This window comes from Methylovulum miyakonense HT12, assembly GCF_000384075.1.
In the GTDB taxonomy this organism is placed as follows: domain Bacteria; phylum Pseudomonadota; class Gammaproteobacteria; order Methylococcales; family Methylomonadaceae; genus Methylovulum; species Methylovulum miyakonense.
Genome location: NZ_KB913025.1, coordinates 4,552,670 through 4,575,395 on the forward strand (window position 1 = coordinate 4,552,670; position 22,726 = coordinate 4,575,395).

Annotated in this window: 21 protein-coding genes; 16 read left to right on the forward strand and 5 right to left on the reverse strand. The window is 50.9% G+C overall.

All coding sequences use genetic code 11. From position 1 onward, the window contains the following. Positions 1–26 precede the first annotated feature (26 nt). Together cysZ and mtnA are read right to left on the reverse strand one after the other, a co-directional pair. Entirely contained in the window at positions 27–761 is a 735-nt protein-coding gene (gene cysZ / locus METMI_RS0122155) for a sulfate transporter CysZ (RefSeq protein ID WP_019868492.1), read from the reverse strand. After that, positions 758–1,783, reverse strand: a complete 1,026-nt coding sequence (gene mtnA, locus METMI_RS0122160; protein WP_019868493.1) for an S-methyl-5-thioribose-1-phosphate isomerase — start codon at positions 1,781–1,783, stop codon at positions 758–760. Before mtnA ends, cysZ begins: the two co-directional genes overlap by 4 nt. Positions 1,784–2,105: 322 nt before the next feature. On the opposite strand from mtnA, the gene METMI_RS0122165 reads away from it, so the two are divergent. Beyond that, on the forward strand, positions 2,106–2,819 hold the full coding sequence (locus tag METMI_RS0122165) for a helix-turn-helix domain-containing protein (RefSeq protein ID WP_019868494.1): 714 nt from the start codon (positions 2,106–2,108) through the stop codon (positions 2,817–2,819). A 178-nt stretch (positions 2,820–2,997) separates the two neighbouring features. Here METMI_RS0122165 and METMI_RS27295 read toward each other — a convergent pair whose 3' ends face one another. Further along, the gene (locus tag METMI_RS27295; protein WP_019868495.1) at positions 2,998–3,168 is read right to left on the reverse strand and encodes a hypothetical protein; all 171 of its coding nucleotides are present in this window, start codon (positions 3,166–3,168) and stop codon (positions 2,998–3,000) included. A gap of 224 nt (positions 3,169–3,392) precedes the next feature. Between METMI_RS27295 and METMI_RS0122175 the strand changes: the two genes are divergently transcribed. Further along, positions 3,393–4,703, forward strand: coding sequence for a TRZ/ATZ family hydrolase (locus METMI_RS0122175; protein ID WP_019868496.1), 1,311 nt, complete (start codon positions 3,393–3,395; stop codon positions 4,701–4,703). Positions 4,704–4,910: 207 nt separating this feature from the next. Beyond that, positions 4,911–5,084 (forward strand): hypothetical protein, encoded by a 174-nt coding sequence (locus METMI_RS27600; RefSeq protein WP_019868497.1) that lies wholly within the window; start codon positions 4,911–4,913, stop codon positions 5,082–5,084. A gap of 300 nt (positions 5,085–5,384) precedes the next feature. Here the strand turns inward: METMI_RS27600 and METMI_RS27300 are convergent, their stop codons facing one another. After that, positions 5,385–5,531, reverse strand: a complete 147-nt coding sequence (locus METMI_RS27300) for a hypothetical protein (protein WP_019868498.1) — start codon at positions 5,529–5,531, stop codon at positions 5,385–5,387. 187 nt (positions 5,532–5,718) lie between these two features. On the opposite strand from METMI_RS27300, the gene METMI_RS25055 reads away from it, so the two are divergent. The 6 genes from METMI_RS25055 to METMI_RS0122225 all read left to right on the forward strand — a co-directional run bounded on the left by METMI_RS25055 (position 5,719) and on the right by METMI_RS0122225 (position 12,015). Then, on the forward strand, positions 5,719–5,892 hold the full coding sequence (locus METMI_RS25055; protein ID WP_083930521.1) for a YezD family protein: 174 nt from the start codon (positions 5,719–5,721) through the stop codon (positions 5,890–5,892). A gap of 148 nt (positions 5,893–6,040) precedes the next feature. Beyond that, a complete protein-coding gene (locus METMI_RS0122195; protein ID WP_019868500.1) occupies positions 6,041–7,576 on the forward strand; it encodes an OprO/OprP family phosphate-selective porin in 1,536 nt (511 codons plus the stop codon). 55 nt (positions 7,577–7,631) lie between these two features. Continuing rightward, positions 7,632–8,636: a sulfate ABC transporter substrate-binding protein gene (locus METMI_RS0122200; protein ID WP_019868501.1), complete on the forward strand. Its 1,005-nt coding sequence runs from the start codon at positions 7,632–7,634 to the stop codon at positions 8,634–8,636. A 186-nt stretch (positions 8,637–8,822) separates the two neighbouring features. Further along, a complete protein-coding gene (cysT, locus tag METMI_RS0122205; RefSeq protein WP_019868502.1) occupies positions 8,823–9,650 on the forward strand; it encodes a sulfate ABC transporter permease subunit CysT in 828 nt (275 codons plus the stop codon). A 169-nt stretch (positions 9,651–9,819) separates the two neighbouring features. Next, on the forward strand, positions 9,820–10,668 hold the full coding sequence (cysW, locus tag METMI_RS0122215) for a sulfate ABC transporter permease subunit CysW (RefSeq protein WP_019868504.1): 849 nt from the start codon (positions 9,820–9,822) through the stop codon (positions 10,666–10,668). Between the two features lie 303 nt (positions 10,669–10,971). Further along, complete coding sequence (locus METMI_RS0122225; protein ID WP_019868505.1) at positions 10,972–12,015, forward strand: sulfate/molybdate ABC transporter ATP-binding protein; 1,044 nt, start codon at positions 10,972–10,974, stop codon at positions 12,013–12,015. 117 nt (positions 12,016–12,132) lie between these two features. Here the strand turns inward: METMI_RS0122225 and METMI_RS0122230 are convergent, their stop codons facing one another. Continuing rightward, positions 12,133–12,969 carry an EAL domain-containing protein gene (locus METMI_RS0122230; RefSeq protein ID WP_019868506.1) on the reverse strand — a complete coding sequence of 279 codons (837 nt, stop codon included), beginning with the start codon at positions 12,967–12,969 and terminating at the stop codon, positions 12,133–12,135. Positions 12,970–13,179: 210 nt separating this feature from the next. On the opposite strand from METMI_RS0122230, the gene METMI_RS0122235 reads away from it, so the two are divergent. From METMI_RS0122235 to METMI_RS0122270, 7 genes are all read left to right on the forward strand, one after another. Then, positions 13,180–14,073, forward strand: coding sequence for a LysR substrate-binding domain-containing protein (locus METMI_RS0122235; RefSeq protein ID WP_019868507.1), 894 nt, complete (start codon positions 13,180–13,182; stop codon positions 14,071–14,073). 493 nt (positions 14,074–14,566) lie between these two features. Next, complete coding sequence (locus METMI_RS0122245; RefSeq protein ID WP_019868509.1) at positions 14,567–14,782, forward strand: TOBE domain-containing protein; 216 nt, start codon at positions 14,567–14,569, stop codon at positions 14,780–14,782. Positions 14,783–14,804: 22 nt separating this feature from the next. Beyond that, on the forward strand, positions 14,805–15,890 hold the full coding sequence (locus METMI_RS0122250) for a hypothetical protein (protein WP_019868510.1): 1,086 nt from the start codon (positions 14,805–14,807) through the stop codon (positions 15,888–15,890). Between the two features lie 14 nt (positions 15,891–15,904). Continuing rightward, complete coding sequence (locus METMI_RS0122255) at positions 15,905–17,488, forward strand: beta/alpha barrel domain-containing protein (RefSeq protein WP_019868511.1); 1,584 nt, start codon at positions 15,905–15,907, stop codon at positions 17,486–17,488. 142 nt (positions 17,489–17,630) lie between these two features. Continuing rightward, positions 17,631–18,407, forward strand: coding sequence for an acylneuraminate cytidylyltransferase family protein (locus METMI_RS0122260; RefSeq protein ID WP_019868512.1), 777 nt, complete (start codon positions 17,631–17,633; stop codon positions 18,405–18,407). Then, positions 18,394–21,390, forward strand: coding sequence for a glycosyltransferase family 61 protein (locus METMI_RS0122265; protein ID WP_019868513.1), 2,997 nt, complete (start codon positions 18,394–18,396; stop codon positions 21,388–21,390). Before METMI_RS0122260 ends, METMI_RS0122265 begins: the two co-directional genes overlap by 14 nt. Then, complete coding sequence (locus tag METMI_RS0122270) at positions 21,383–22,711, forward strand: hypothetical protein (RefSeq protein WP_019868514.1); 1,329 nt, start codon at positions 21,383–21,385, stop codon at positions 22,709–22,711. Before METMI_RS0122265 ends, METMI_RS0122270 begins: the two co-directional genes overlap by 8 nt. Positions 22,712–22,726: the final 15 nt, after the last annotated feature.

Below are 22,726 nucleotides of genomic sequence, written 5' to 3' on the forward strand. Positions count from 1 at the left end.
GCAATATACCTCAAATAACGTTCTATTCAACCCGCGTCCTGATTTTCCCGGATAGCTTTGATATAAAGCGTCGCACCTATCACGGCCGCCGGCGCAACCACAACATTCAGTATCGGCAAGGTCAAACCCAGCATGGTCACACCGCCAAAGCTTAATGCCCCCAAGCGGATATTTTTTGCCAGTTGTTTCTGTTCAGGAAACAATATTCCCGCATTTTCCAACGGATACGCCAAATATTCCAACGCCATCCCCCAAGCGCCAAATAGCGCCCATAAAAATGGCGCGACAATATTTAGCCCCGGGATCAAGAACAATATCAGCAAGGGTACGGAGCGGATGACCAAATACAGCGCACGCGTGAATTCCGCCGACATAATTTTGGCTAGGGGCAGTTCTTCCACCACCACCGCATCGGCCCCATTGGCCAATGCCAGTGCCTTCGCCGCCAGTTTGCCATAGAAAGGCGCGGCGATTATATTGGCCAATACCGTAAAGGTGAAAAACCCGGCGATAAAAAAACAAATAAAAAACAAAGGCCATAACACCCAACCCAACCAATTCAGCCAGTCTGGGATAAACTGGTGTATCAATCCGTTGATGGTGTAGTAGCCTAATACCAAAGCCACCGCGTAAATTAAAAAGTTGATCAGCAAGGGCATCAGCACAAATGGGCGCAAGGTAGGGTGGGCCAACAAACCCAGCCCTTTGAAAAAATAGCCTACCGCTATCAATGGATTGTTTGCTTTTTTAGACACTATCATCGTAAATTTCCCATAGTTGTTTCAGAAGGTTCCAACACCACGCCGCGTTCCGTCACAATCGCCGTGACCAAGGCCGCCGGAGTCACATCAAACACCGGGTTCCACGCACTGATCAAGGATTCCGGCGCGTGGTAACAAGCGGGCAATAATTCCCGCGCGTCACGCTGTTCAATTTCAATTTCTGCGCCGGATTGGATCCCCCAATCTATCGTTGTCGTCGGCGCCACCACCATAAATTTTACCCCATGTTGCCGGGCCAACACCGCCAGCGCGTAAGTGCCTATTTTATTTGCGGTGTCACCATTGGCGGCAATGCGGTCAGCACCGACGACCACCCAATCTACCGCGCCGGACTTCATCAGCCATGCCGCCGCCGAATCGGCGATCAAAGTTACCGGAATGCCCTCTTGCGCCAACTCCCACACCGTCAGCCGCGCACCCTGTAACCATGGGCGTGTCTCACCTGCATAAACCGCCACTGTTTGCCGCCCCGCGACGCTGCGGATCACGCCTAAAGCCGTGCCATAACCACCTGTCGCCAACGCCCCCGTGTTGCAATGCGTCAAAATTCCTTTTACCTGCCCGATCACGTCCGCACCCAACTCGCCCATGCGGTGGTTTGCCGACACGTCATCGGCGTGGATCCGCTCGGCGCACGCCAACAAATCCGCCAATGGATTTCCGGTGCTTGCATTCAGGGCTTGCCCCATCGTCGCCAAGGCCGTGAACAGATTCACCGCCGTAGGCCGCGACTGTGCCAGCATCGCCATATCCACCACCACCTTGTCGCGCCAATCATCCGGGCTGGCGTGATAATGCCGATACGCCGACAACACCACCCCATAAGCCGCCGCAATCCCAATCGCCGGCGCACCGCGCACCCGCATGGTGGCAATCGCCTCGGTCACGCCAGCGGCATCGTCATACATATCATAAGCGACTGTCTCAGGCAATTGCCGTTGGTCCAGCACTTTTAAAGCATTGCCTGTCCATTGCAGGGCTTGTACGGTTAATTTAGTCATTGATTAAAAAGAACTTAAAAGAATAAAGGGGTAATCGAATTCTGGCTGCCAATCATTTCAGGCACGTCCTTTTGTACGACAGCATCTCTGGCATTTTCCCGGAACCGCACTATTTAAGCGCTTCGCCTATTAACGCCATAGCCTTAAATTATGCAACAAAAACCCTATGGCTGTGAAAGCCGCCTTAACGCATGGAAGCAACCCCACCCCATAAAGTCGGCCCGATACAGTATGGCTTGCGCTTGTGGGCAAGTTTAGTTTTTGGTAGATTGGCCCTATATCATGTGCTTTGCTCTTCTTATCCCTAAGGACAGACCCAACCATGTCGAATGCACTGGCAACCAAAACTGCGATCACTTGCGAAAACTGTAATCTTGATAAATTATGCATCCCCAAGGGCATGAAACGGTCGGAAGTCGGTGAACTCAAGCTATTGGTCAACCGCAACAATATACGCCAAAAAGGCGAGGCGATATACCACTCCGGCAGCCCGTTCAGGGGGATTATCGCATTGCGCTCAGGCACCGCAAAATTGTTGAGTTTTGACCGGAACGGTAATGAAATCATCGTGGACTTCATTTTGCCCGGGGAATTGTTGGGGTTTGACGGGGTATCGGCACAAATACACAATTGCACGGCCATCGCACTGGAAACCGTCAATTTCTGCCATCTGACGAGCCGGCAAATTGAAACCCTGACGCTTAGCACACCCGGTTTTTACCAAATATTGCTGCAACGTTCTTGCAACCAATTCGATATCCAGGTGGAAAAACTGCTGCTAAGCCGCCGTTCGGCGGAGGAGCGCGTGGCCGCTTTTATCCTGCATATCTCCGAACGCCTGAAAATACGCGGTTACTCGGAACTGGAATTCCGCTTGAGCATGTCGAGGGAAGAGATTGGCAATCATCTGGGCATCGCCCATGAAACGGTCAGCCGGATCGTCCATCATTTCCAGTCGCTTGAAATCATTGAGATTAAAGCCAAGCAGTTAAAAATAACAAACAAAAAAAAGCTGTTTAGCTTCTATAAAGACTAGGGCTAAACAGCTTGAAGGTGGAAGATTTAAATAACAACAGTTACAACGAAAGTCCGTTACAGCAATATCTTTCTAAAGGTTCTTACCGTGTGCCAGACAACGGATTGGTACGCTGTCCGGCACCCACTGTCCAAAGCATAATTGCTATACCCGGCAGTGGGCAATGAAGCAAAACAGCCTATTTGTTATAGGCGGATGCGTTGGCGCTATCTTCAGCGATGGCTTTGGCAGTTGATTCATATTTGCCGTGTTCACTACCTTTTATGGTGACCATGACGGCAATCGCAGCCGCAACAATGCCACCCACAATAAACCAAAAATTATCTTTTTCTTTTACTTCATTCATCATGTGTTCTCCTCATCAAGATTAAAAGTTTTTTTGATTTCCGTCGACGTGGCAATATTTAAACAAAAAACCCCGTAAAAAAATTGAGCTGGATCAAGATTTGTGCGCTTACCCGCTAGCCCGAAACAACGCCCCCACATTGGCCGCGGACATTCCGCTAAGCCGGACGGCCAATTAAAGCGGTTATAATCCTCCCACCTTACGTTTAACCATTCAGGAACCCCCTCATGCAAGCCGACACCGTCATTCACGCCCGCTGGATCATACCTGTGGAGCCCGCCTCGGTAACCCTGGAACACCACGCGCTGGTCATCTATCAAGGCCGGATCATCGACTTGTTGCCTAGCGGGCAAGCACAGGCCCAGTATCAAGCCACTAAAACCGAACACTTGCCCGACCATGCGCTATTGCCGGGGTTCATCAATAGCCATACCCACGCCGCGATGAGTTTGTTACGGGGCATAGCCGACGATTTGCCGCTGATGGATTGGCTGCAAAACCACATTTGGCCTTTGGAACAACAATGGATGGGCGAAGAATTCGTCAAAGACGGCACGGATCTGGCGATTGCCGAAATGCTCTTAGGAGGCACCACCTGCTTCAACGACATGTATTTTTTCCCCAACATCACGGCGCAACAAGCCATCGCACATGGCATACGCGCCAGTATCGGCCTGATTGTGTTTGATTTTCCGACAATTTGGGCGGAGAACAGCGACGCTTATATCAATAAAGCCCTCGCTTTGTATGAAGAACTGCGCGGGCAACCCTTAATCACCACAACCTTCGCACCCCACGCGCCGTACACGGTTTCTGACGCGCCTTTGCAAAAAGTGCTGGAGCTATCACAAAAACTGCAGACGCCTATCCATATCCACGTCCACGAAACCCGGCATGAAGTCGAACAAGCGCTAGCGGACAGCGGCAAACGCCCCTTGCAACGCCTACAGGAATTGGGTTTGCTAGGCCCTGCCCTGCTCGCCGTGCACATGACGCAACTGACCGACGCCGAAATCGCTTTGCTGGCAGAAACAGGCGTACATATCGTGCATTGCCCCGAATCGAACCTGAAACTCGCCAGCGGCTTCTGTCCGGTGGGCCAATGCTTGGCGGCGGGGATCAATGTCGCCCTAGGCACGGACGGGGCGGCAAGCAACAATGACTTGGACATGCTCGGTGAAATGCGCACGGCGGCTTTGTTGGCTAAAGCCGTTGCCGATGATGCCAGCGCCGTTCCGGCAATGGCGGCGTTGCAAATGGCGACGATCAACGGCGCCAAGGCCTTGGGCTTGGATCAGGAAATTGGCTCGTTGGTGGTCGGCAAAGCCGCTGACGTGATCGCCATTGACTTAAACCATCTGGAAACCCAGCCTGTGTATTGCCCCGTTTCACAAATCGTCTACGCCGCCAGCCGCCAACAAGTGACGAATGTTTGGGTCGCGGGCAAACACCTGCTAAAGCAACGGCAATTGACGACCTTGGATATTGCAGAATTGAAAATAAAAATAGGCAGTTGGCAACAACGGTTATCAGCCTGACAAGCGAATTTTGCAAAAAGCTATGGGGGCCTGCCAAGCAAAGGCAGGTAAAGGGATCAGTTAGCCAATCTGAATCTAATATGAACTAAAAAAGATCAATCATGAAACAATGCATATAATTATAGTGTCATTGTAAACAATACAAACCTACCTTATATTTGAGTTGCAGTATGAATAATTTTATTAACTCAATACGAGGTTAGACTCATGAATGAATTTTACAAAGACGTTTTAATCGGGGTGGTATTTGTCACTGGCTTGCTGGGCTTTGTGTCCGGTGAATTTATCATCTCATCCACGCTGTTCGCAACCGCTGCGGTTGCCAGTAATGTTAAATTGAACCATAAACGAGGCCCTGCAGAGCACCTGTCATGCGAATAGCCTTTTTACCGACAGGGCTTAATACAATAAAGGCTTCCAGCCGTTAAACGAGTTGGAAGCCTTTTTATTTTTACACAGCCTTTGGCATCACCATTACCTTAAAACAATAATCCCAACGTCATTGCCTCCGCGCAAACCACCCAACGGCATGGCCGTCGCGCCAACTTAACCAGGCGTGCCCTTCCCAAGCGGGTACCGTAAAAACGACACCCCCCATTTATCTATCTGTGTGGCACTAGCCTTTGGCCTAATGGCCTACAATTGCTTAGCCTAATGCGGCCCGTCCAATAAGCTTTATCCCTAACAAGCCATCATCGGCACCCATACAAGAAAATTCTGGTGATTGGCATTTGCCTGCAATTTAGGCAAATCCATTTTTATCACCAGCGATTTTCTAAATAAATGGCCAACCCTTTTCTGACCCATAAGCCCATTGGGCGTGGTCATGGTGGCCTCCACCCCAAAGCCCGCCAGCCCCAGTTTAATCCTTAACCAGCTTATCTAATAAAAAGATATTAATATCTAATATTATCGTTTCATTATGATTAACGATTTGCTTATCCTAGTTTCCAACAAAACGGCCGTCCGTTTTATACAGACAATCAATCTGATCAAACCACATAAGATTAGCGACATGGCAACTGGAACTGACAGCAATCACCACCAAAAGCAGCGCAATGCTGATATTGCCCGTCAAATCATACACATGCTGGAAAACATACGGTATGGCTCCGTTGAAATTGTCGTCCACGACAGCAAAATCGTGCAGATTGAACGGAAAGAAAAATTGCGTCCTGATGCATTGTAGACAATCCCCCACCTAAAGCACCCAGCTTAAATCTAGCGGACAACCGAGGATTATTATCATGAAAATCATGAAAGTTAACAGCTTAACAAACCGGACAACCGGGCCCATAAATTAACCGGATAACCGGAAATTACCTCAAGGTGAAATTATGAAAAATCAAAACCGTTTACTGCTGGCGGCGGCCATTAACGGCCTGCTGGCTGTAACCACCATAAACACTGCAACCGCTGACGAAAAAGACCGCAGAATTGAGATGCTGGAAAAACGCCTGCGTTTGCTTGAAGAGCGGCTAAGCGTAAATCCCGGGCTTACCGCCCCCTCCAAACCTAGCAAACCCGATCCGGTTGTCCAAGCGCTAGACCAAAAAGTAAAAATCCTCGAACGCCAAAACGAAGTCAGCAAAGAAATCGCGTTAGAAGCGGCAAAAACCGCACCCAAACTGGAAGTCAGCAGCAAAGGCGTGAGCTTCACTTCAGCGGATGGCGACAATTCCGTGCGCCTGCGCGGTTCAGTGCAATCGGATGCGCGTTTTTTTATTGATGACACCTCCACACCAAAACTGGACAACCGTTTCGACCTTAGGCAAGCGCGTATCTGGGTGGAAGGCCGTTTTTGGAAATACAACGATTTTAAAATCATGCCTGATTTTGGTAACGGCACCACCCTATTAGCCGACGCTTATGTCGACGTGCATTATTGGAACTATGCCGCCTTGAATGTCGGCCGGCAAAAAACACCGTTGAGCCTGGAACGTTTGCAAGGCGATTCCGATGGCACGTTTTTAGAACGTGCGTACCCCACTTATCTTGCCAGCAACCGCGACAACGGCGTCAAATTGCATGGCAGTTTCGGTGCGCCCGGACAAAAGGCCGAGTACGCCGGCCCAATTGATTTCAAGAACTTCGCCACTTATGAAGTCGGGGTGTTTAACGGCGGCGGGGACAACGGCGGTGCCGATGCCGACAAAGTGGGCGAAGACAACAAAGAAGTGGCGGGGCGTTTATGGGTGCATCCCTTCCAGAATTCCGGCATAGACGAATTGGATGGCTTAGGTGTCGGTATCGCCGCCAGCTATGACTTGCCTGATAACAACACTAACCAAGTTAAAAATCTCAGGACCGCGTTAGGCCAAAACAATATCGTCGACTACACCAAGGTGAATACCGGCGTGGGCAGTGTCGCTTCCAATGGCGACCATTACCGGATTTATCCGCAAGCCTACTGGTATTACGGCCCTTATGGCCTGATGGGCGAATATGTCTTTTCGTCGCAAAAATTGGTGGGGCTTGATGCCACCAGCAAACTCCCGGCAACACCAGAAATCCGGCAAGACAACTCGGCCTGGCAAATCCAAGCCTCTTATGTGCTGACGGGCGAAAACAACACCTTCCAAAGCGTCAAGCCACGGACGGCATTTGATCCGTTTAAAGGCCGCTGGGGCGCGTTACAGCTGGCAGGCCGTTTTAGTGAATTGACCATTGATAAGAGCACCGGGCAATTGTTGAAGTCCAGCGGGTTCATCCACCAAGCCAGTGCCTGGGCAGTGGGTTTTAACTGGTTCCTGAACAACAACACACGCTTGATGGCGGACTATGAAGAAACCACTTTTGGCGGCGGCGCCGCATCCGGCGCTAACCGCCCTGATGACAAGACCTTCGCCACCCGTTTGCAGCTCGTATTTTAAGCACTAGCCTCACGGCTATTTAATTCTTACCTCTGATTGATTTTAAGGAAAACACATGAACTTTACATCCAAACTCAAATTGGCCGTATTGGCTGCCGGCCTGCTGGCCGGCAATGCCGCCCTGGCCGACCGGACCTTGTTGAACGTCTCCTACGACCCCACCCGCGAACTGTACCAGGACTTTAACAAAGAATTCACCCAATATTGGAAAGGAAAAACGGGCGAAACCGTCGCCATCCAACAATCCCACGGCGGTGCCGGCAAACAGGCGCGTGCGGTGATAGACGGTTTGGACGCTGACGTGTTGACCCTGGCGATCACCTACGACATCGACAAAATCGCCGACAAAGCCAAGTTATTGCCCAAAGACTGGCAAAGCCGCTTGCCCAACAACAGCATCCCCTACACGTCCACCATCGTGTTTTTGGTACGCAAGGGCAACCCCAAAGCCATCAAAAACTGGGATGATCTGGTGAAAGAAGGCGTGTCTGTGGTGACCCCCAACCCCAAAACCTCCGGCGGGGCGCGGTACAACTATCTGGCGGCGTGGGCGTTTGCGGAAAAACAATACGGCGGCAAAGACGCGGCCAAGGAATTCATCAAAAAACTCTACCAAAACGTACCCGTGCTGGACTCCGGCGCACGGGGCGCAACCACGACCTTCTTGCAACGCGGCATCGGCGATGTGTTGCTGGCTTGGGAAAACGAAGCGTTATTGGCGATTAAAGAAATGGGCGGCGACCAAGTTGAAATTGTCGCGCCGCCTGCCAGCATCCTTGCCGAAACCCCTGTGGCGGTGGTCGATACTGTCGTCAACAAACGCGGCACAAAAGATTTGGCGGAAGCCTATTTGAATTATCTGTACACACCGGCCGGCCAAAAATTGGCGGCCAAACATTACTACCGCCCGATTGAACCCAAATACGCCGATGCGGCGGATATTGCCTTATTCCCAAAACTGGAACTGTTCACCATCAAAGAGCGCTTCGGCAGCTGGGATGCGGTGCAAAAAGAGCATTTTGATGACAACGGTATTTTTGACCAGATTTATGTGCCTTAAATAAAAGCAATTTGTCCACGAACGGCACGAAAAATCACGAAATTTCAGCCTACATTTTTTTCGTGCATTTCGTGCATTTCGTGGACGAATTTTTTATCTTGAGCTAGTGGATTTTTAACCCCGTTCCGGCATCCTGAAACAGCGTCAAGCCTCCCCTAACCTGACCACAAAACCGAAGGTTAAACCATGAGAAAAAGTTACATCATGCCGGGCTTTAAGCCCACATTAGGATTTACGCTGGCGTATTTAGGCCTAATTGTGCTGATCCCCTTAAGCACCCTATTTTTCAAAAGCCTGGAACTCGGTGTCGAGGATTTTTTTAATATCATCACCCAAAAGCGGGTGGTGGCCTCTTTCCGGGTCAGTTTCACCACCTCGCTGATCGCCGCGAGCGTCGCCAGTTTTTTTGGCTTTATCATTGCCTGGGCGTTTGTGCGTTACTCCTTCCCAGGCAAACGTCTGTTTGATGCACTGATAGATTTGCCGTTCGCCTTGCCAACGGCGGTGGCCGGTATCGTGTTGGCGACGATTTACCAACCCAATGGCCTGATCGGGCAATGGCTGATGCAGGGCTTCGGCGTGCAGGTCGCCTACAAGCCTTTAGGTATCGTCGTGGCGTTGATTTTTATCAGTTTGCCGTTTGTCGTGCGCACCGTGGAACCGGTGTTGCAGGAATTTGACTCCTCTATGGAAGAAGCGGCGGCCAGTTTGGGGGCGACACGCTTGCAGGTGTTTATCAAAATCATTTTCCCGAACCTCCTACCCGCCCTGCTGACGGGCTTCGCACTGGCGTTTGCACGGGGTATCGGCGAATACGGTTCGGTCATTTTCATTGCCGGCAACCTGCCTTACGTTTCTGAAATTGTCCCGTTGATGATCGTCACCAAACTGGAGCAATACGATATTCCTGGAGCCACCGCGATTGCGCTGACCATGCTGGTGATTTCTTTCCTCATGCTGCTGGTCATCAATTTATTGCAGCTTTGGGTACGCAAACGTTCCGGACAACTTTGAAAAAATGATGTCCACGAAAAGCACGAAAAGCAATTTTCGGTTTAACCATTACCAACAACAGTTAATTTTTTTGTATTTTCTAAGCAACCAATTATTTTACAAACAAAATTTTCGTGCTTTTCGTGTCTTTCGTGGACAATTTTCAACCTTAAATTAAGGGAATAAGACTATGAATGCCGTCACCCACACCCAAACCATCACGAAACGCGCCTTACACGACCCGGCTTGGCTTAAATGGACTATCATCGCCATTGCCCTAGGTTTCATCCTGTTATTTTTATGCCTGCCGTTATGGATAGTCATCACGGAAGCTTTTGCCAAAGGCTGGAGCGCTTACTGGTCAGCATTGGGGCAACCGGACGCGCAAGCCGCGCTACGCCTCACCTTGCTCACCGCGCTGATCACGGTACCGCTTAACACTTTGTTGGGCCTTTGTGCTGCGTGGGCCATCACGCGTTTTGAATTTACCGGCAAAAGCCTGTTGACGACCTTGATTGACTTGCCGTTTTCGGTGTCGCCCGTCATTTCCGGCTTGATTTTCGTGCTGCTGTTTGGCGCCCAAGGTTGGTTTGGCCCTTGGCTGTCTGACCATGACCTAAAGATCATTTTCGCCGTCCCCGGCATTGTCCTAGCGACCCTATTCATCACCTTCCCGTTTGTCGCCCGCGAGCTGATCCCGCTCATGCAGGAGATGGGCAGCGAAGAAGAGGAAGCCGCCTTGTCCTTAGGCGCGAACGGTTGGCAAATGTTTTTCCAAATCACCTTGCCGAACATCAAATGGGCCTTGCTGTATGGCGTGTTGCTTTGTAATGCGCGGGCCATGGGTGAATTTGGCGCGGTGTCGGTGGTGTCCGGCCACATCCGTGGTATGACCAACACCCTGCCCTTGCATGTTGAGGTCAGTTACAACGAATACGATTTTGTCGGCGCGTTCGCCAGCGCCTCGATTTTGGCGGGCTTGGCGATTGTCACGCTGGTTTTGAAATCGGTTTTGGAATGGCGGCAAGGCAAGCATTGATGGCTGATACTGACGGCTTGTCCACGAAAAACACAAAAACCACGAAAAAAGCCAATTTATAGCCCTATGTTGCGGTGTTGCATGATTTATGGGATTGGGCCGGAACGGTTTTTTAACCCGTTCCGTAACGTTTTGGGCACGTATAGGGATGTTGAAATATTAAGGGTCTGGATACCCTGTTCCGCTCACAGAAAAAGCCAAAACTTTTCATGCCTTTCGTGGACGATCACCTAATTTTTAAACTACCCAAAAAACCTTCCAGGTCTTGAAAAACCGATAAGATTTACATTGCGAGGACACACCATGAGCATCGTACTGACTAACATCACCAAAAATTTCGGCAAATTCGCCGCATTGAATAACATCGACCTGGAAATCCCCGAAGGCGAACTGGTCGCCCTGCTCGGCCCCTCAGGCTGCGGGAAAACCACTTTGCTGCGCATTATCGCCGGGCTTGAACAAGCCGATTCAGGGCGTGTGGTGCTGAACGGCGAAGACAAGACCGAACAGCACGTCAGCCATCGCGGCATTGGGTTTGTGTTCCAGCATTACGCGCTGTTCCGGCACATGACCGTATTCGACAACATCGCCTTCGGCCTGCGTGTCAAACCTAAAAAGCATCGCCCTAGCGAGGCTGACATCGCCAAAAAAGTCCATGCCTTGTTGGAGCTGGTGCAATTGGATTGGCTGCATGACCGCTTCCCCGACCAGCTGTCGGGCGGGCAACGCCAACGCATTGCGTTGGCGCGGGCATTGGCGGTGGAACCGGACGTGCTGTTGCTGGACGAACCTTTTGGTGCCTTGGATGCCAGTGTCCGCAAAGATTTGCGCCAATGGTTGCGTAACCTGCACCACGAACTGAACGTGACCAGCATTTTCGTGACCCACGACCAGGAAGAGGCGATGGAAGTCGCCAGCCAAGTCGTTGTGCTCAACCATGGCCGCATCGAGCAACAAGGCGCACCCAGCGACATTTACGACCACCCCGCCAATGCCTTCGTTTCGCGTTTTATCGGGCAGACCAATATTTTTGCCCCTGACGACCACGACGCCATCTGGCTGCAAACCTCAGGTTTGCCCGTCAACGACCAAAACGGCAAGATCGCCCATGTCCGCCCGCATGATATAGAGGTGGAAAAAGCCAGCGACGAAGCCTCCGCACACGCGGTTTTAAAAGACTGGCAACACTTGGGGGCGTTGATCCGTATCGAATTGGTCAAAAATGCCGCCCATGGCGAAAGCGCCACCGTCTATGCCGAAATGCCCAACGAACAATTCAAACGCTTACATTTGCACCGGGGCGACAAAGTGAGCTTGCGCATCCGCAATGCGCATTGGTTCCATTAAAGGATAAGACCAGGGGTTCAAAGCTGGCTTTGGATCCTGTGGTTGGCGGCAAAAAAAAGCCCTCTTTTCAGGAGGGCCAAGAGGAGGGACGGAGAGAGGGATAACTCGGGTTGCCGGTTACAAGCACCGTAAATGGTCAACTGAAAGCAAATCGTAATAGCGGCCTTGGACTAAACTAAAGCCCATGGATGAAACGATGAAGGCCTGTTCCTTTTCATCGACTTGTTGCAGGACGGTCTGTGCGCCCACCAAATCCGCCAATTCTTTCAATGAACTTAGTGCGGACGGCCAGGTGATTTGGACATCCAGATCGCCCTGCCCCGAACCAGGCGCGTTGACACGCAGAAAATCGGGGGACAACTTGGTGATCAAATCCACCAATCCATTCGCCGTGTATAAATGGCCGATGTTGACCGCCACCTGATAACCGCGTTGCCGATAATTTTGTAAGCCTTCCAAGATCTCATCATGATGCAAGGCGTAAAAATTGTTCAAGGCCACCGAGATCACCACATTTTTCGTGGCCAGCCCGCATTTTCCGATCACTTCCTCAAAATAGGCCCCGTGGTTGCTGCTCACGCCTACCACATGGCGCGGGTCAACATCCAGGAACAGCACGCCGCCCAAATGCGAAAAGGGCAGGTAATTCAACATATGTACCGTTCTGGACAAGCGGTCGAGATTAATGATGGATTGGAAGTCCACCAACGATTGTTGGGACGCATTCGGCGCATGCAAAAAATCATCATAAGGCGCCACCGATAACTGCGCGATATGGCCGGTAAGGAGGTCAAGATTTTCAGCAGAACGGACTGGCGTGAAGGTGCTGCTGATACGGATAGGGCCAAAAAGCCCGCTGACGCGGTTATTTTCCAAAATAAACGGGTGCAGGCTGGAATGATGTTCGTTTTCGAACCGGTCATTGAAATGGTTTACGAGCTGTTGTAATGGCATGATGTTTAACCTGATTTTTTTGTTTTAAATTAATTCCACCCGGCAACACGGAATGCTTATGGCCATATTGCGCAGGTCTTGTTGTCGGGAAACATAGTAAAGGCATAGTTATCTTAATCAAAACGATATGATTAGATTTTAATATCTGAATAATTGATATAAATACCCGGCCCTGGCCATTGCACAAAAAATAAGATACACAAGCACATTATGAACCTAAGCCAAATTGAACTGCTGCGGGTTTTGCAGGAAACCCAACTGAACCTGTCCAAAGCCGCCGAGAAAATGCATGTCGTGCAATCGGCGGTCAGCCGCCAATTGCAACTGTTCGAGGAAGAATTGGGCTCGCCGCTGTTCGAGCGCAGCGGCAAAAAGCTGGTGGCGTTGACGCCCCTGGGCAAACGGGTGATGACGGAAGTGGCGTCGATCTGCCAGGCCAAGCTGAACATCCAAACCCTTGCCGCTGATTTCCTCGACAGCAACCAAGGCACCATCCACATCGCCACCACGCACACCCAAGCAAAGTATTTCCTGCCCAAACCCATCCAACGCTTCCGCCTCAAATATCCCGGGGTGCGGATTTACATGGTGCAGGCCTCGCCTGAACAACTGATCCACCAACTGCATGTGCATAAAGCCGACATCGCCATCTGCACCGAAAAAGTGGATGCCGATTTTGATTTGGTCACCATGCAATGTTACCAATGGCACCATAGCGTGGTCATGCCCAAAGGCCACCCTTTATGCGACGGCGAGCTCAGCTGTGAACGGCTGGCGGCTTATCCGATATTGACTTACAGCTTTGGCTTTACCGGACGTTCCAATATTGAAACCGCCTTTAAACAAGCGGGCTGCAAATTGGATATTATCCTCGCCGCCGCGGATACCGACGTGATCAAAACCTATGTCCGCTTAGGCATGGGGATTGGCCTGATTGCGGGCATGGCTTATGACCCCGAAATTGACCAGGATTTAATGGCCCGCGACTTGTCGCACCTGATCCCGTTATCGACCACGAAGATCGCTTATATAAAGCAAAACTACCTGCCTTTATACAGCCAGCATTTCATTGAAGAATTGATGTTGGCGGGTCAAGACCACTGATGACCAGGCCGGCAAAGCCCCTTGGGGATGGCGCACTAGACCTCAACGGATAGGCCATATAACCGCCATGGCGCAGGCCCAAAACCCAATGCCGTTAAGATAACAAATAAAATCAATTTGTTATGGAATTATATCGGGGTGCTTAATGCGCTTACTGTTGGTGCCATCGCCTTTATGCCCTAGGGACGGCCACCGCCCTTCCTATCCACCCTGCCTAAGCATGCTTTCAAGGCGCGGCATCCGCCAACAACTCCACCCTTCATATAGCAAATTTAGCCCCCCTATGGCCGCCATGGCCAGCTACGGGCATTTTTCAACCCCCCGCCAAACTGCTGTTTTTTCAACACCAATTCAACACACTCTGCTGATATACCAGCAATCCCATAAACCCCAAAAACAATTAACAAACTGATTTATATTGAAAAAATCACTGGCACTATTATTGCTGTCTATCACTTGGAGCTTCAAATATTAACCACCTGAGGGAAAACTTATGAATACGTCTGAAACGAACAGCAACAACCAAATCAGAGGCAAAATTCGGAATATCCATACTCGTGATGTCCTTTCTGAAGTTGAGCTGGATACTGCCGCCGGGATCATCACCTCCGTCATCACGACAAGTTCATTGAAATCACTAGGATTAATGGTCGGTCAGGAAGCCGTGGCGGTGGTAAAAACAACGCAGTTTGCCTTGGCAGAAATCTAACCCCTACCCCGCGCCTTTGAAGATGACCGACATTTCCAGTATTGCCCTTAAACCGACTATAAAGTTACGCGGAGGCGAATTCATCCTTGAGATTGATCCCCCTAACGGGATAGTCCCCAGTAGCTGCGGGCTTCGGGTCACTTGCCATGACCATAACGATTTTGTTATCGAATGCATCGCCCAACCGGACACCAATGGCCGGTTGGCGGTGGCGTTCCCCATACAAAGCGTGCGTATCCCTTGGCTGACCAAAGTGCACTTGGCGCTTGATGAGGACACTTTTGACATAAGCGACCTGTTCCTGCGCTACCAGCTCGACAGGGAAAAACTTAAGGACAATGTTTATTTGACCAATAACCTGTTCAACGCCGCCGCCCGCAATTATTCGCATGATGACTTGTTTGTCGTGGCTTATGCCTATTTGAATGTGTTGCCGCTTGAAAACCAGAATTTCGGCGGGCTGATCACCATACTTTGCTACCGTATTGGCGATAAGCTCGACGAGAGGGCCAATATCATCGAAATCGTCAATGTCACCTACCGTTACTATGTGGAGAAAGTCAGCATCCATAACGCGGCGGCTTTCCGCTGGTTTGTCTCCAGCTCCAGTGTCTTGGCCACCATTTTACTGTCCATAGGATCAATCACCCAGGCCAGCAATGTTGTCGACACCGCACTGAAAACGATTGTGCACCCTAGTTTTAACCCTATGGTGCATCAGAATTATACCTTGCTGTTATTCCAAGGCGGGCTCATCAAAGCATGGTATGGGCATTTTGACGAAGCCGCCAGCCTGTTCATTGGCGCGGTCAATGCCGGCCGTTACGGCATGATTGATTTGCTGCATCCGCAAAATAGCTGGGTTTTAGGCCAAATGAGCGATTGCCGCAAATTCCTGCATATCATCGAAGCTTCGTACAACGCCGCGTTGGCCTGCACCCGCAATAAATTACCTCCGGAATCACGTTTTGCCCCGGTGAAAGCGTCATCGAAACTTCAGATTAATTTTCAGACAATATTTGAACGGTTTGAATTTTGTAAAAAATCCACACCGCCTTTTTTTATGCAAGCTTTGCAAAAAATGCAGGCTCACCAAGACCACCACTAAATGGGTATGCCGCCATGAAAACATTATCGAACCAAACCCGGCTCCTCGACTGCACCCTGCGGGATGGCGGTTACTACACCCAATGGGAATTCGATGCGGAATTCGTCAACGAGTACCTGAAACTGGTCGCCCGTAGCCCGATACATGACATTGAAATTGGTTACCGCAGCCCTGAAAAAGACAGCTATTTCGGACGTTTCTTCTATCTTTCCAAACAGGAACTGTTCGAAGCCAAACAACTGCTGCGTCCCGACCAACGGCTCGCTTTGATGTTTAACCTTAAGGACGTGAGTGAAGACACCATTGACCTGTTCCTCACCGACATTACAGGCGTTGTTGACCTTATCCGGTTTGCCGTGGCACCGAACGAAATTTTACGGGCCTTACGCCTGCACCAAAAAGTTATTGCCCACGGTTTTTCATGTGGCTTGAACATCATGCACTTAAGCAAATGGAGCGATAGGTTGGACGAGGTGCTCAGCCCTTTTGCCGACGTCAAGGATCTCGATTGTTTAGCATTGGTGGACAGCTATGGCGGCTGCTTCCCCGACGAGGTCGCCGCTTCGGTAAGCCGTACGTGCGCCATTTTTTCCGGTAATGTGGGGTTCCATGGCCATGACAACGCCGGGCTGGCCTTTGCCAATGCCTTAAGCGCGTTACAAGCGGGCGCCATTTCAGTCGATGCCACGTTCATGGGTATGGGGCGTGGCGCAGGCAACCTGAAAACCGAATTGATGCTGACTTATATCGGCATCGCCACGGAAACCGAGATCCCTTATTTTGAATTGAGCAAGTTCATGGACAGGATGGCGCAGCTCCATAGCCTGTACCAATGGGGGACATCGTTGCCATATATGTACTCCAGCCTGTCCGGCCAGGAACAAGGCAAGGTCATGGACTGGCTGATCAAAGACCGTTTCGATCCGGCCGTGGTTATGGGCGCCTTGCAAAACAAGCTGGTGGAGCATGACAGTTCCGATAACGGCTCATTCGCCAAGTTCTCCGATTTTACCGCCACGTCAGGGCGCAGCCGTTTTATCCTGATCGGTGGTGGCAACAGCGCCCGACGGGCGGCATCGGTCATGGAACATTTCGATCCTGACGACACGGTCATCTTCCACACCAGCCTCAAATCGACGGAATATTTCTCTGACCTGACCGGGCACTGCGTCGCCTTGTCCGGCCATGAAATCCAAAAAATCACTGGCGCACGGCTGGAATCGTTGGCTGTGGACATCGCTTGCTGGATAGTGCCGCCGCCGCCGCGTTTTTCCGGCAGCGTGCCTAGCGTCGGCACGGTCTGCCAAGTGAGCCCTGCGTCCTTGTTTTCGATTTCAGAAATTGCCGGCGTATCCGTACCCAGCCCGCTCCAACTGGGCCTGACGGCGGCGGTGGAATGCGGCGCTGAAGAAGTCATGTTGATAGGCTTCGATGGCTATAGCGGCGGCGGCGAATCATCCCACGCCAAAAATGACGAAAACGCCACCACCATTATCGAATATCTGTCGGTCGCCAATGTCCCGCATTTAGTCAGCTTGGCCCCGACCTTGTACCGGATTCCGGTGCGGTCTGTGTATGCCATGGTGCAGGCGAGTTAATGGACGGCTTGGTTAGGCCAAGCAGGCCGGTTATTGATGTGGCGGCGCGCCCTACCCTAAGCCACTAAAAAGCAGCCCCGGCGCTGGCCGGCAAACTGCCACCCTATCAAATTCATGACTGACATTTCCTGAGGTGAAAGCAATGAGCACCAAAAAAGTAACGGCAATTATCCCTTGCCGCAAGGGTAGCCAACGCGTTACCAACAAAAACACCCGGCCTTTTGCCAATTTTGCCAACGGTTTACTGGAGCTGAAACTGCAACAACTGGCGGCCACGTCCAGGATCGACGAAATTCTCGTGACCACGAACGATCCGGTAGTGGTTGCGTTTGTGGAGTCCATCCAGGGCAGCATCGGCAAACCCGTCCTCCTTGACCGCCGCCCCGACCAATATGCCTCGGATGATTCGCTACAGGGGCTGATCGGCTATTTGTGCAACACCGTTGATACGGACATCATCGCATGGACCCACGTCACCTCCCCGTTGTTCGGCGCCGCGCTCTATGATGAGGCCCTAGGCGCATACGCACTAGCCCTGCAAAACCAAACCGCCGATAGTTTAATGGCCGTAGACGTCGCCCAAACCTTCGCCTTGCGTTCCAGGGCGTGGATCAGCCATGACAGTAAGGTCAAGCGGTGGCCGCGCACCCAGGATTTGGAAAAAATATTCCTCGTCAACAGCGCCTTGTTTGTCATTGAAAAACCTTTGATGACCCAATTGCAAGACCGCGTCGGCCACCAGCCGCTACTTTTTGAAACGCCTTCCCTACAAGGCTTCGATATTGATTGGGAAGAGGACTTTGCCTTGGGTGAAAAATTGTACGGAGCGTTGCTTAGCCGCGAGCTGGCGGGCAATCATCAAGCCATCGGCCTTAACCCCATCGAACATCAGGTGAACACCGCTTATGCAACAGCCTAAAAAAATAGCCATCGTCGGTTCATCCCACGTTTCGTGGTGGGAACACGCCATTAAAACGGGGCAAATACCCAAACCTTACCATGACATCACCTTTATCGGCCTGGGCGCAATGCCAATTTGGGGCGATTTCATCCGCACTGGCATCGCGGAAGCCGAAGACCAGGTCGATGAAATTTTTCTGCTGTTGGGGGATTTCCGGCATGGCAACCGCATTTTACTGGACGAAAAATTCCTACAAACCGGTGACACTTCGGGTAAGTTTCTAAATATCGCCAAGGAATTGATTTCTGATGAAAACGACAAAATCCTCTTAGGGCTGATCATAAAATCCCTGGGGGATTTGCGTACCCGGTTGGGCCCAAAACTGCGCATCCTGTTTTGGTCTTTGACGTACCGGGAATTTCAAAGCCTTGAACAAGGGCGTTATGGCGGCCGTGGGAACTACCGGCATCCGGTCTGGAATTTGGCGGATTTGGTTGAAACCTTTAGCGATGTGGCCATAGACACCTTGCCGTTGATGCCCCTCCCTATCCACAGCTTTTTCTTGGACGCCAGCGGCCACCCGACTTTCAAAGGCCACGCATTTTTAAGCCATGTGCTGAACGGGCAAACGGCATTGGAAGCCTACGGGTCGGTTTGTGCCGATTTTAAATCTTGGGGCCATTTGTTATTCCCACCGGACGCCGGACAGTACCGGGTCAAAATCACTGGCGATTCAATTGCTTTTGATGCTTTGGCGAAAGCGGTGCGGACAGGTTATTTTTCGATGCCTCCAAGTTGGGAAATTGTTGATTTAAAAACCAGCCAAGCGACAAAAGGCGATTATGACCGCATAGCCTATTTTTCCGGCCTGCATTTTGAGGACGAAGGCCCGGAACACATCAAGGCCAAAATCGCCGAAGAAAAAGCCGCCATCCAAAAGCTAAATCTTGGCGATCAAGCCTACGTCATTTTTTGGGACCAGTGGGCCCGCGAGACCATTTCCAAACGCCCTGAATATAGGAATAAATTCCTGCCCAAATCGGCTGAAGGTTATGCAGGATCAATAGAACAAGCGTTCGCGCCTTTCCAAGTCAAACCGTTAAGCCCCATTGTTTTCGACAAAGCCAATGGCATGGTCGAATTTGGCGGCTCATTCACCCCTAGCGGCAAAGGTTTCGCCGTGCTTTTTCATTTGATCCTGTCTGACGACTTAATAACAACGGCATTCTCCCGGTATGAAGAAATGGCGAATTATTGCCTGAACCAAACCCCTAGCCTGGCCACACTACAAGACGCTTCCCCCAACCCTGGCTTGGCGCCCCTCCGGACGGGACAATTACAGGGCAATTTTGACGGTGTCAGCCTGTCCGGCAGGCTTTGCGGCTGGGCGCTCAACCCTAACGACCTGGACCATAAGGTCCCGGTTTATCTGTTTTCCGGCAAACAGCTGATCGCCTCGGCCACCGCCAACCAATTATGGGCGGACTTCCAGTTCGGTGACGGCGGTGACGGCGGTTTTTACGGGTTCTCTTCAGGGGCGCTGCCCTTGTCCTTGCTCAGGAACCTGAGGGTCGGCAGCGAATTACGCGCGAGTTTTGATCCGGAAGGCCAATTTGAATTGCCTGGCAGCCCCCTAAAACTAAGCCAAGAATCGCTGTCAAAATTGGCGCTGGCGGCAATCATCGCCAGGAAAAACGAATTTAATGCGCCTAGGCATCAACGTGGCGATGATTACCGTATCCCCGCCGATGGCAGGAGCCTGTTTATCGCCAAGAAACTGCCCCCCGAAAGTGACCCGGCGATTTTTCCGCAGACAGAAACCGTGCTGGACAATGCCGTTGTCGAAAACATCAAACGGCTCCCCCCTTTCTTCAAAGCCGTCATGCGGGCACGGGTGATTGGCGGCGTTTATCACCAGGACGGCAAACTGGAAGCCTCGGCCTTAAGCAGCAGCGCGTTTGGCGTGTACCAACTGGCTGACCCGACCCTGACCACAAAACCCACCCGCCATATTGATACGGAGTGTTTATACGGCGGCATGTTAACCGAACATTACGGCCATTTTATTATCGAAAGCTTGGCACGCTTCCAAGCTTTCCAGCGGTTTCCCACATTGCCTATTGTCTTTACACTGCCCAACCCGCAAATATCCAAAGCCGACGGGCTGCCCGCTTACATGCGGTCGATTTTTGAACTGTTGGGCATCCCATTGGGACGGATTATTTTGGTCCAGGAAACAACCTCGTTCAAAAAACTGGTAGTCCCCAAAATCGGCATGCGTTGGTTTGATTACCTAAGCGTCGACCATTACCTGGAAATGGCATTGCAGGTGAAACAGTCTCTTGGCGAAAATTATCCGCTTAAGCAAAACGGGAGCATTTACCTTTCCCGCTCCAGGTTAAGCACCAACCACGAAGGCAACATCATCTGCGGCGAAGCGGAGTTTGAAAATTACCTTAAAGCGGAGGGCGTGACGGTGGTTTACCCAGAAACCCTCAGCGTCAAGGAACAAATCCAGCTCTTCTGCGGCGCACGCAATGCCATCGGCTTTGTCGGCAGCGGCTTGCACACCTTGCTGTTATGCCCTGATGTGCCGGAAAAAGTGTTTTATCTGAACCGTAGAAAAGCCGAGGTCAATCCACAATACCCGCTGATCGATAAAGTATTGGACATTGATGGCCATTATTTCGATGGCGTCATCAAGAGTAACGCCAGAGTGTCCCTAGTGGATTTCGAGGCCATTTCACAAACCTTGATGGCCTCAGGAGTGGTGAAACGGCCATTTGATTCCAAACAGCATGACTTTGAAAAAGAATTCGCTTTATTGACGGATTGGCTACACCTAAAAAGGAAAAACAAAAACCTGACGTTACACGATGAACAACGCTTGGAAACGATAATCGGCCAATGCTTGAGCCAAGTTGCCGTGAAAGAAGCGCAAGCGCTTCTGCAAGATCGCCAAAAGCCATTGGAACAGCCTTTGAGGTACGCCCATGCCTAAAAAAATGCTGGTGATCGGGCCCAGCCACGTCAAGCGGCTGGAGCATGCGGTCAATGCCAACATATTGCCTGAACTGTCGTTAAAAGTTGATTTTTGGGGGCGGGATGGCATGGCGGTATGGCATCCGCTCTTCCTCAAGCAGTTAAGCTCCGTCAATTACGATCATATTTTTGTCATCGTCGGTGATTTTCGTTTTGGCAATAAAACCTTTGCAAAAACCGAAGCGAAGAATGCCAATGGTGTCGAAAAGGATCTGATAAATGTCGACAATGATGCCAAATTGTATGAAAAAAGCTTGGCGACAATAAACCAATTGATTGGGGTTTTCGGTGACAAAATCAGTTTTCTATTTTGGGATTTGTTGGGTAGGGAGTTCGCCAACAGGCGGGACAATAAATACACGGCAGACGGGCGATACCGGCACCCGACCTGGAATTATGACGATGTTTCCAGCCGTTACCCAAACCATATCATTGATGTGGGCTTCCTTAAAGAGGTCTGCATGGACAGGTTGACGGTCGACAGCGCCAACCATTTCAGCATGTATGCGTACCTGATGATCACCGATGCCATCCAACAGTATGGCAACAAAAGAGGTTTTACACGAGAAGAGATTGAATTCAAGTTCCGGGTGCTGGACCAGAAATTCCAGCAATTGCCCTTTGAAAACACTTACCTGGTCTGTGACCCGCCTATCTACCATCGGTTTAACGAGGCTTTATCCAAAGGCGCGTTACCCAACCATAGCAAACTGAACCTCTTGACAATCCAGGAGTTTGCCACGCAGAAACAGCGGTCATTAGACGAAAGCGCAAAAGTCCTATACCTAAGCAGTTTCAGACGGGTTGAAGGCCATGACAATGCGGCGAAATACCAGCTGGCCATTAATGCCTTGGACAAAATCAAGTTGCCCCCGTCCCGGTTCACTATCGTGTTTTTCGATTACCTTTGTGACTATGTTTTTGAATTGAGGAATAAACAAATAAACCAGCCGGTCAGCTTACCCGACCCAAGCGACGAATATTCCCTGGAAACCCTGCAAAGCTCCCATGTGAACGCCATCCACTATCCTTTGGACAATGATGGCTTTTTACATTCGGTGTTTGAATTGAGCGGGCGCTTGCCTAATTTTAAAGGCTATTTCCTGTTATTGATGTCCGCTTCTTTAGGGCAAACCTCTGCGGAGTTTGTCAATTTTTCTTACAACTATTTCATTAGGGATGTGTTTGCGGCGGCAGGCATCGGGCTTGACGTGGCCCACCCCGCCAAGCCCGTCATTTTGGCCGGTGACGCGCGGCAAGAAGCCGTTTCCCTGCCATAGCCCGAAGCGGCTTTT

What these genes read in the sequence shown, in the direction of transcription:
- cysZ (WP_019868492.1), bottom strand. Translation starts at nt 761, where the DNA reads ATGATAGTGTCTAAAAAAGCAAACAATCCATTGATAGCGGTAGGCTAT.
- mtnA (WP_019868493.1), bottom strand. Translation starts at nt 1,783, where the DNA reads ATGACTAAATTAACCGTACAAGCCCTGCAATGGACAGGCAATGCTTTA.
- METMI_RS0122165 (WP_019868494.1), top strand. Translation starts at nt 2,106, where the DNA reads ATGTCGAATGCACTGGCAACCAAAACTGCGATCACTTGCGAAAACTGT.
- METMI_RS27295 (WP_019868495.1), bottom strand. Translation starts at nt 3,168, where the DNA reads ATGATGAATGAAGTAAAAGAAAAAGATAATTTTTGGTTTATTGTGGGT.
- METMI_RS0122175 (WP_019868496.1), top strand. Translation starts at nt 3,393, where the DNA reads ATGCAAGCCGACACCGTCATTCACGCCCGCTGGATCATACCTGTGGAG.
- METMI_RS27600 (WP_019868497.1), top strand. Translation starts at nt 4,911, where the DNA reads ATGAATGAATTTTACAAAGACGTTTTAATCGGGGTGGTATTTGTCACT.
- METMI_RS27300 (WP_019868498.1), bottom strand. Translation starts at nt 5,531, where the DNA reads ATGACCACGCCCAATGGGCTTATGGGTCAGAAAAGGGTTGGCCATTTA.
- METMI_RS25055 (WP_083930521.1), top strand. Translation starts at nt 5,719, where the DNA reads ATGGCAACTGGAACTGACAGCAATCACCACCAAAAGCAGCGCAATGCT.
- METMI_RS0122195 (WP_019868500.1), top strand. Translation starts at nt 6,041, where the DNA reads ATGAAAAATCAAAACCGTTTACTGCTGGCGGCGGCCATTAACGGCCTG.
- METMI_RS0122200 (WP_019868501.1), top strand. Translation starts at nt 7,632, where the DNA reads ATGAACTTTACATCCAAACTCAAATTGGCCGTATTGGCTGCCGGCCTG.
- cysT (WP_019868502.1), top strand. Translation starts at nt 8,823, where the DNA reads ATGAGAAAAAGTTACATCATGCCGGGCTTTAAGCCCACATTAGGATTT.
- cysW (WP_019868504.1), top strand. Translation starts at nt 9,820, where the DNA reads ATGAATGCCGTCACCCACACCCAAACCATCACGAAACGCGCCTTACAC.
- METMI_RS0122225 (WP_019868505.1), top strand. Translation starts at nt 10,972, where the DNA reads ATGAGCATCGTACTGACTAACATCACCAAAAATTTCGGCAAATTCGCC.
- METMI_RS0122230 (WP_019868506.1), bottom strand. Translation starts at nt 12,969, where the DNA reads ATGCCATTACAACAGCTCGTAAACCATTTCAATGACCGGTTCGAAAAC.
- METMI_RS0122235 (WP_019868507.1), top strand. Translation starts at nt 13,180, where the DNA reads ATGAACCTAAGCCAAATTGAACTGCTGCGGGTTTTGCAGGAAACCCAA.
- METMI_RS0122245 (WP_019868509.1), top strand. Translation starts at nt 14,567, where the DNA reads ATGAATACGTCTGAAACGAACAGCAACAACCAAATCAGAGGCAAAATT.
- METMI_RS0122250 (WP_019868510.1), top strand. Translation starts at nt 14,805, where the DNA reads ATGACCGACATTTCCAGTATTGCCCTTAAACCGACTATAAAGTTACGC.
- METMI_RS0122255 (WP_019868511.1), top strand. Translation starts at nt 15,905, where the DNA reads ATGAAAACATTATCGAACCAAACCCGGCTCCTCGACTGCACCCTGCGG.
- METMI_RS0122260 (WP_019868512.1), top strand. Translation starts at nt 17,631, where the DNA reads ATGAGCACCAAAAAAGTAACGGCAATTATCCCTTGCCGCAAGGGTAGC.
- METMI_RS0122265 (WP_019868513.1), top strand. Translation starts at nt 18,394, where the DNA reads ATGCAACAGCCTAAAAAAATAGCCATCGTCGGTTCATCCCACGTTTCG.
- METMI_RS0122270 (WP_019868514.1), top strand. Translation starts at nt 21,383, where the DNA reads ATGCCTAAAAAAATGCTGGTGATCGGGCCCAGCCACGTCAAGCGGCTG.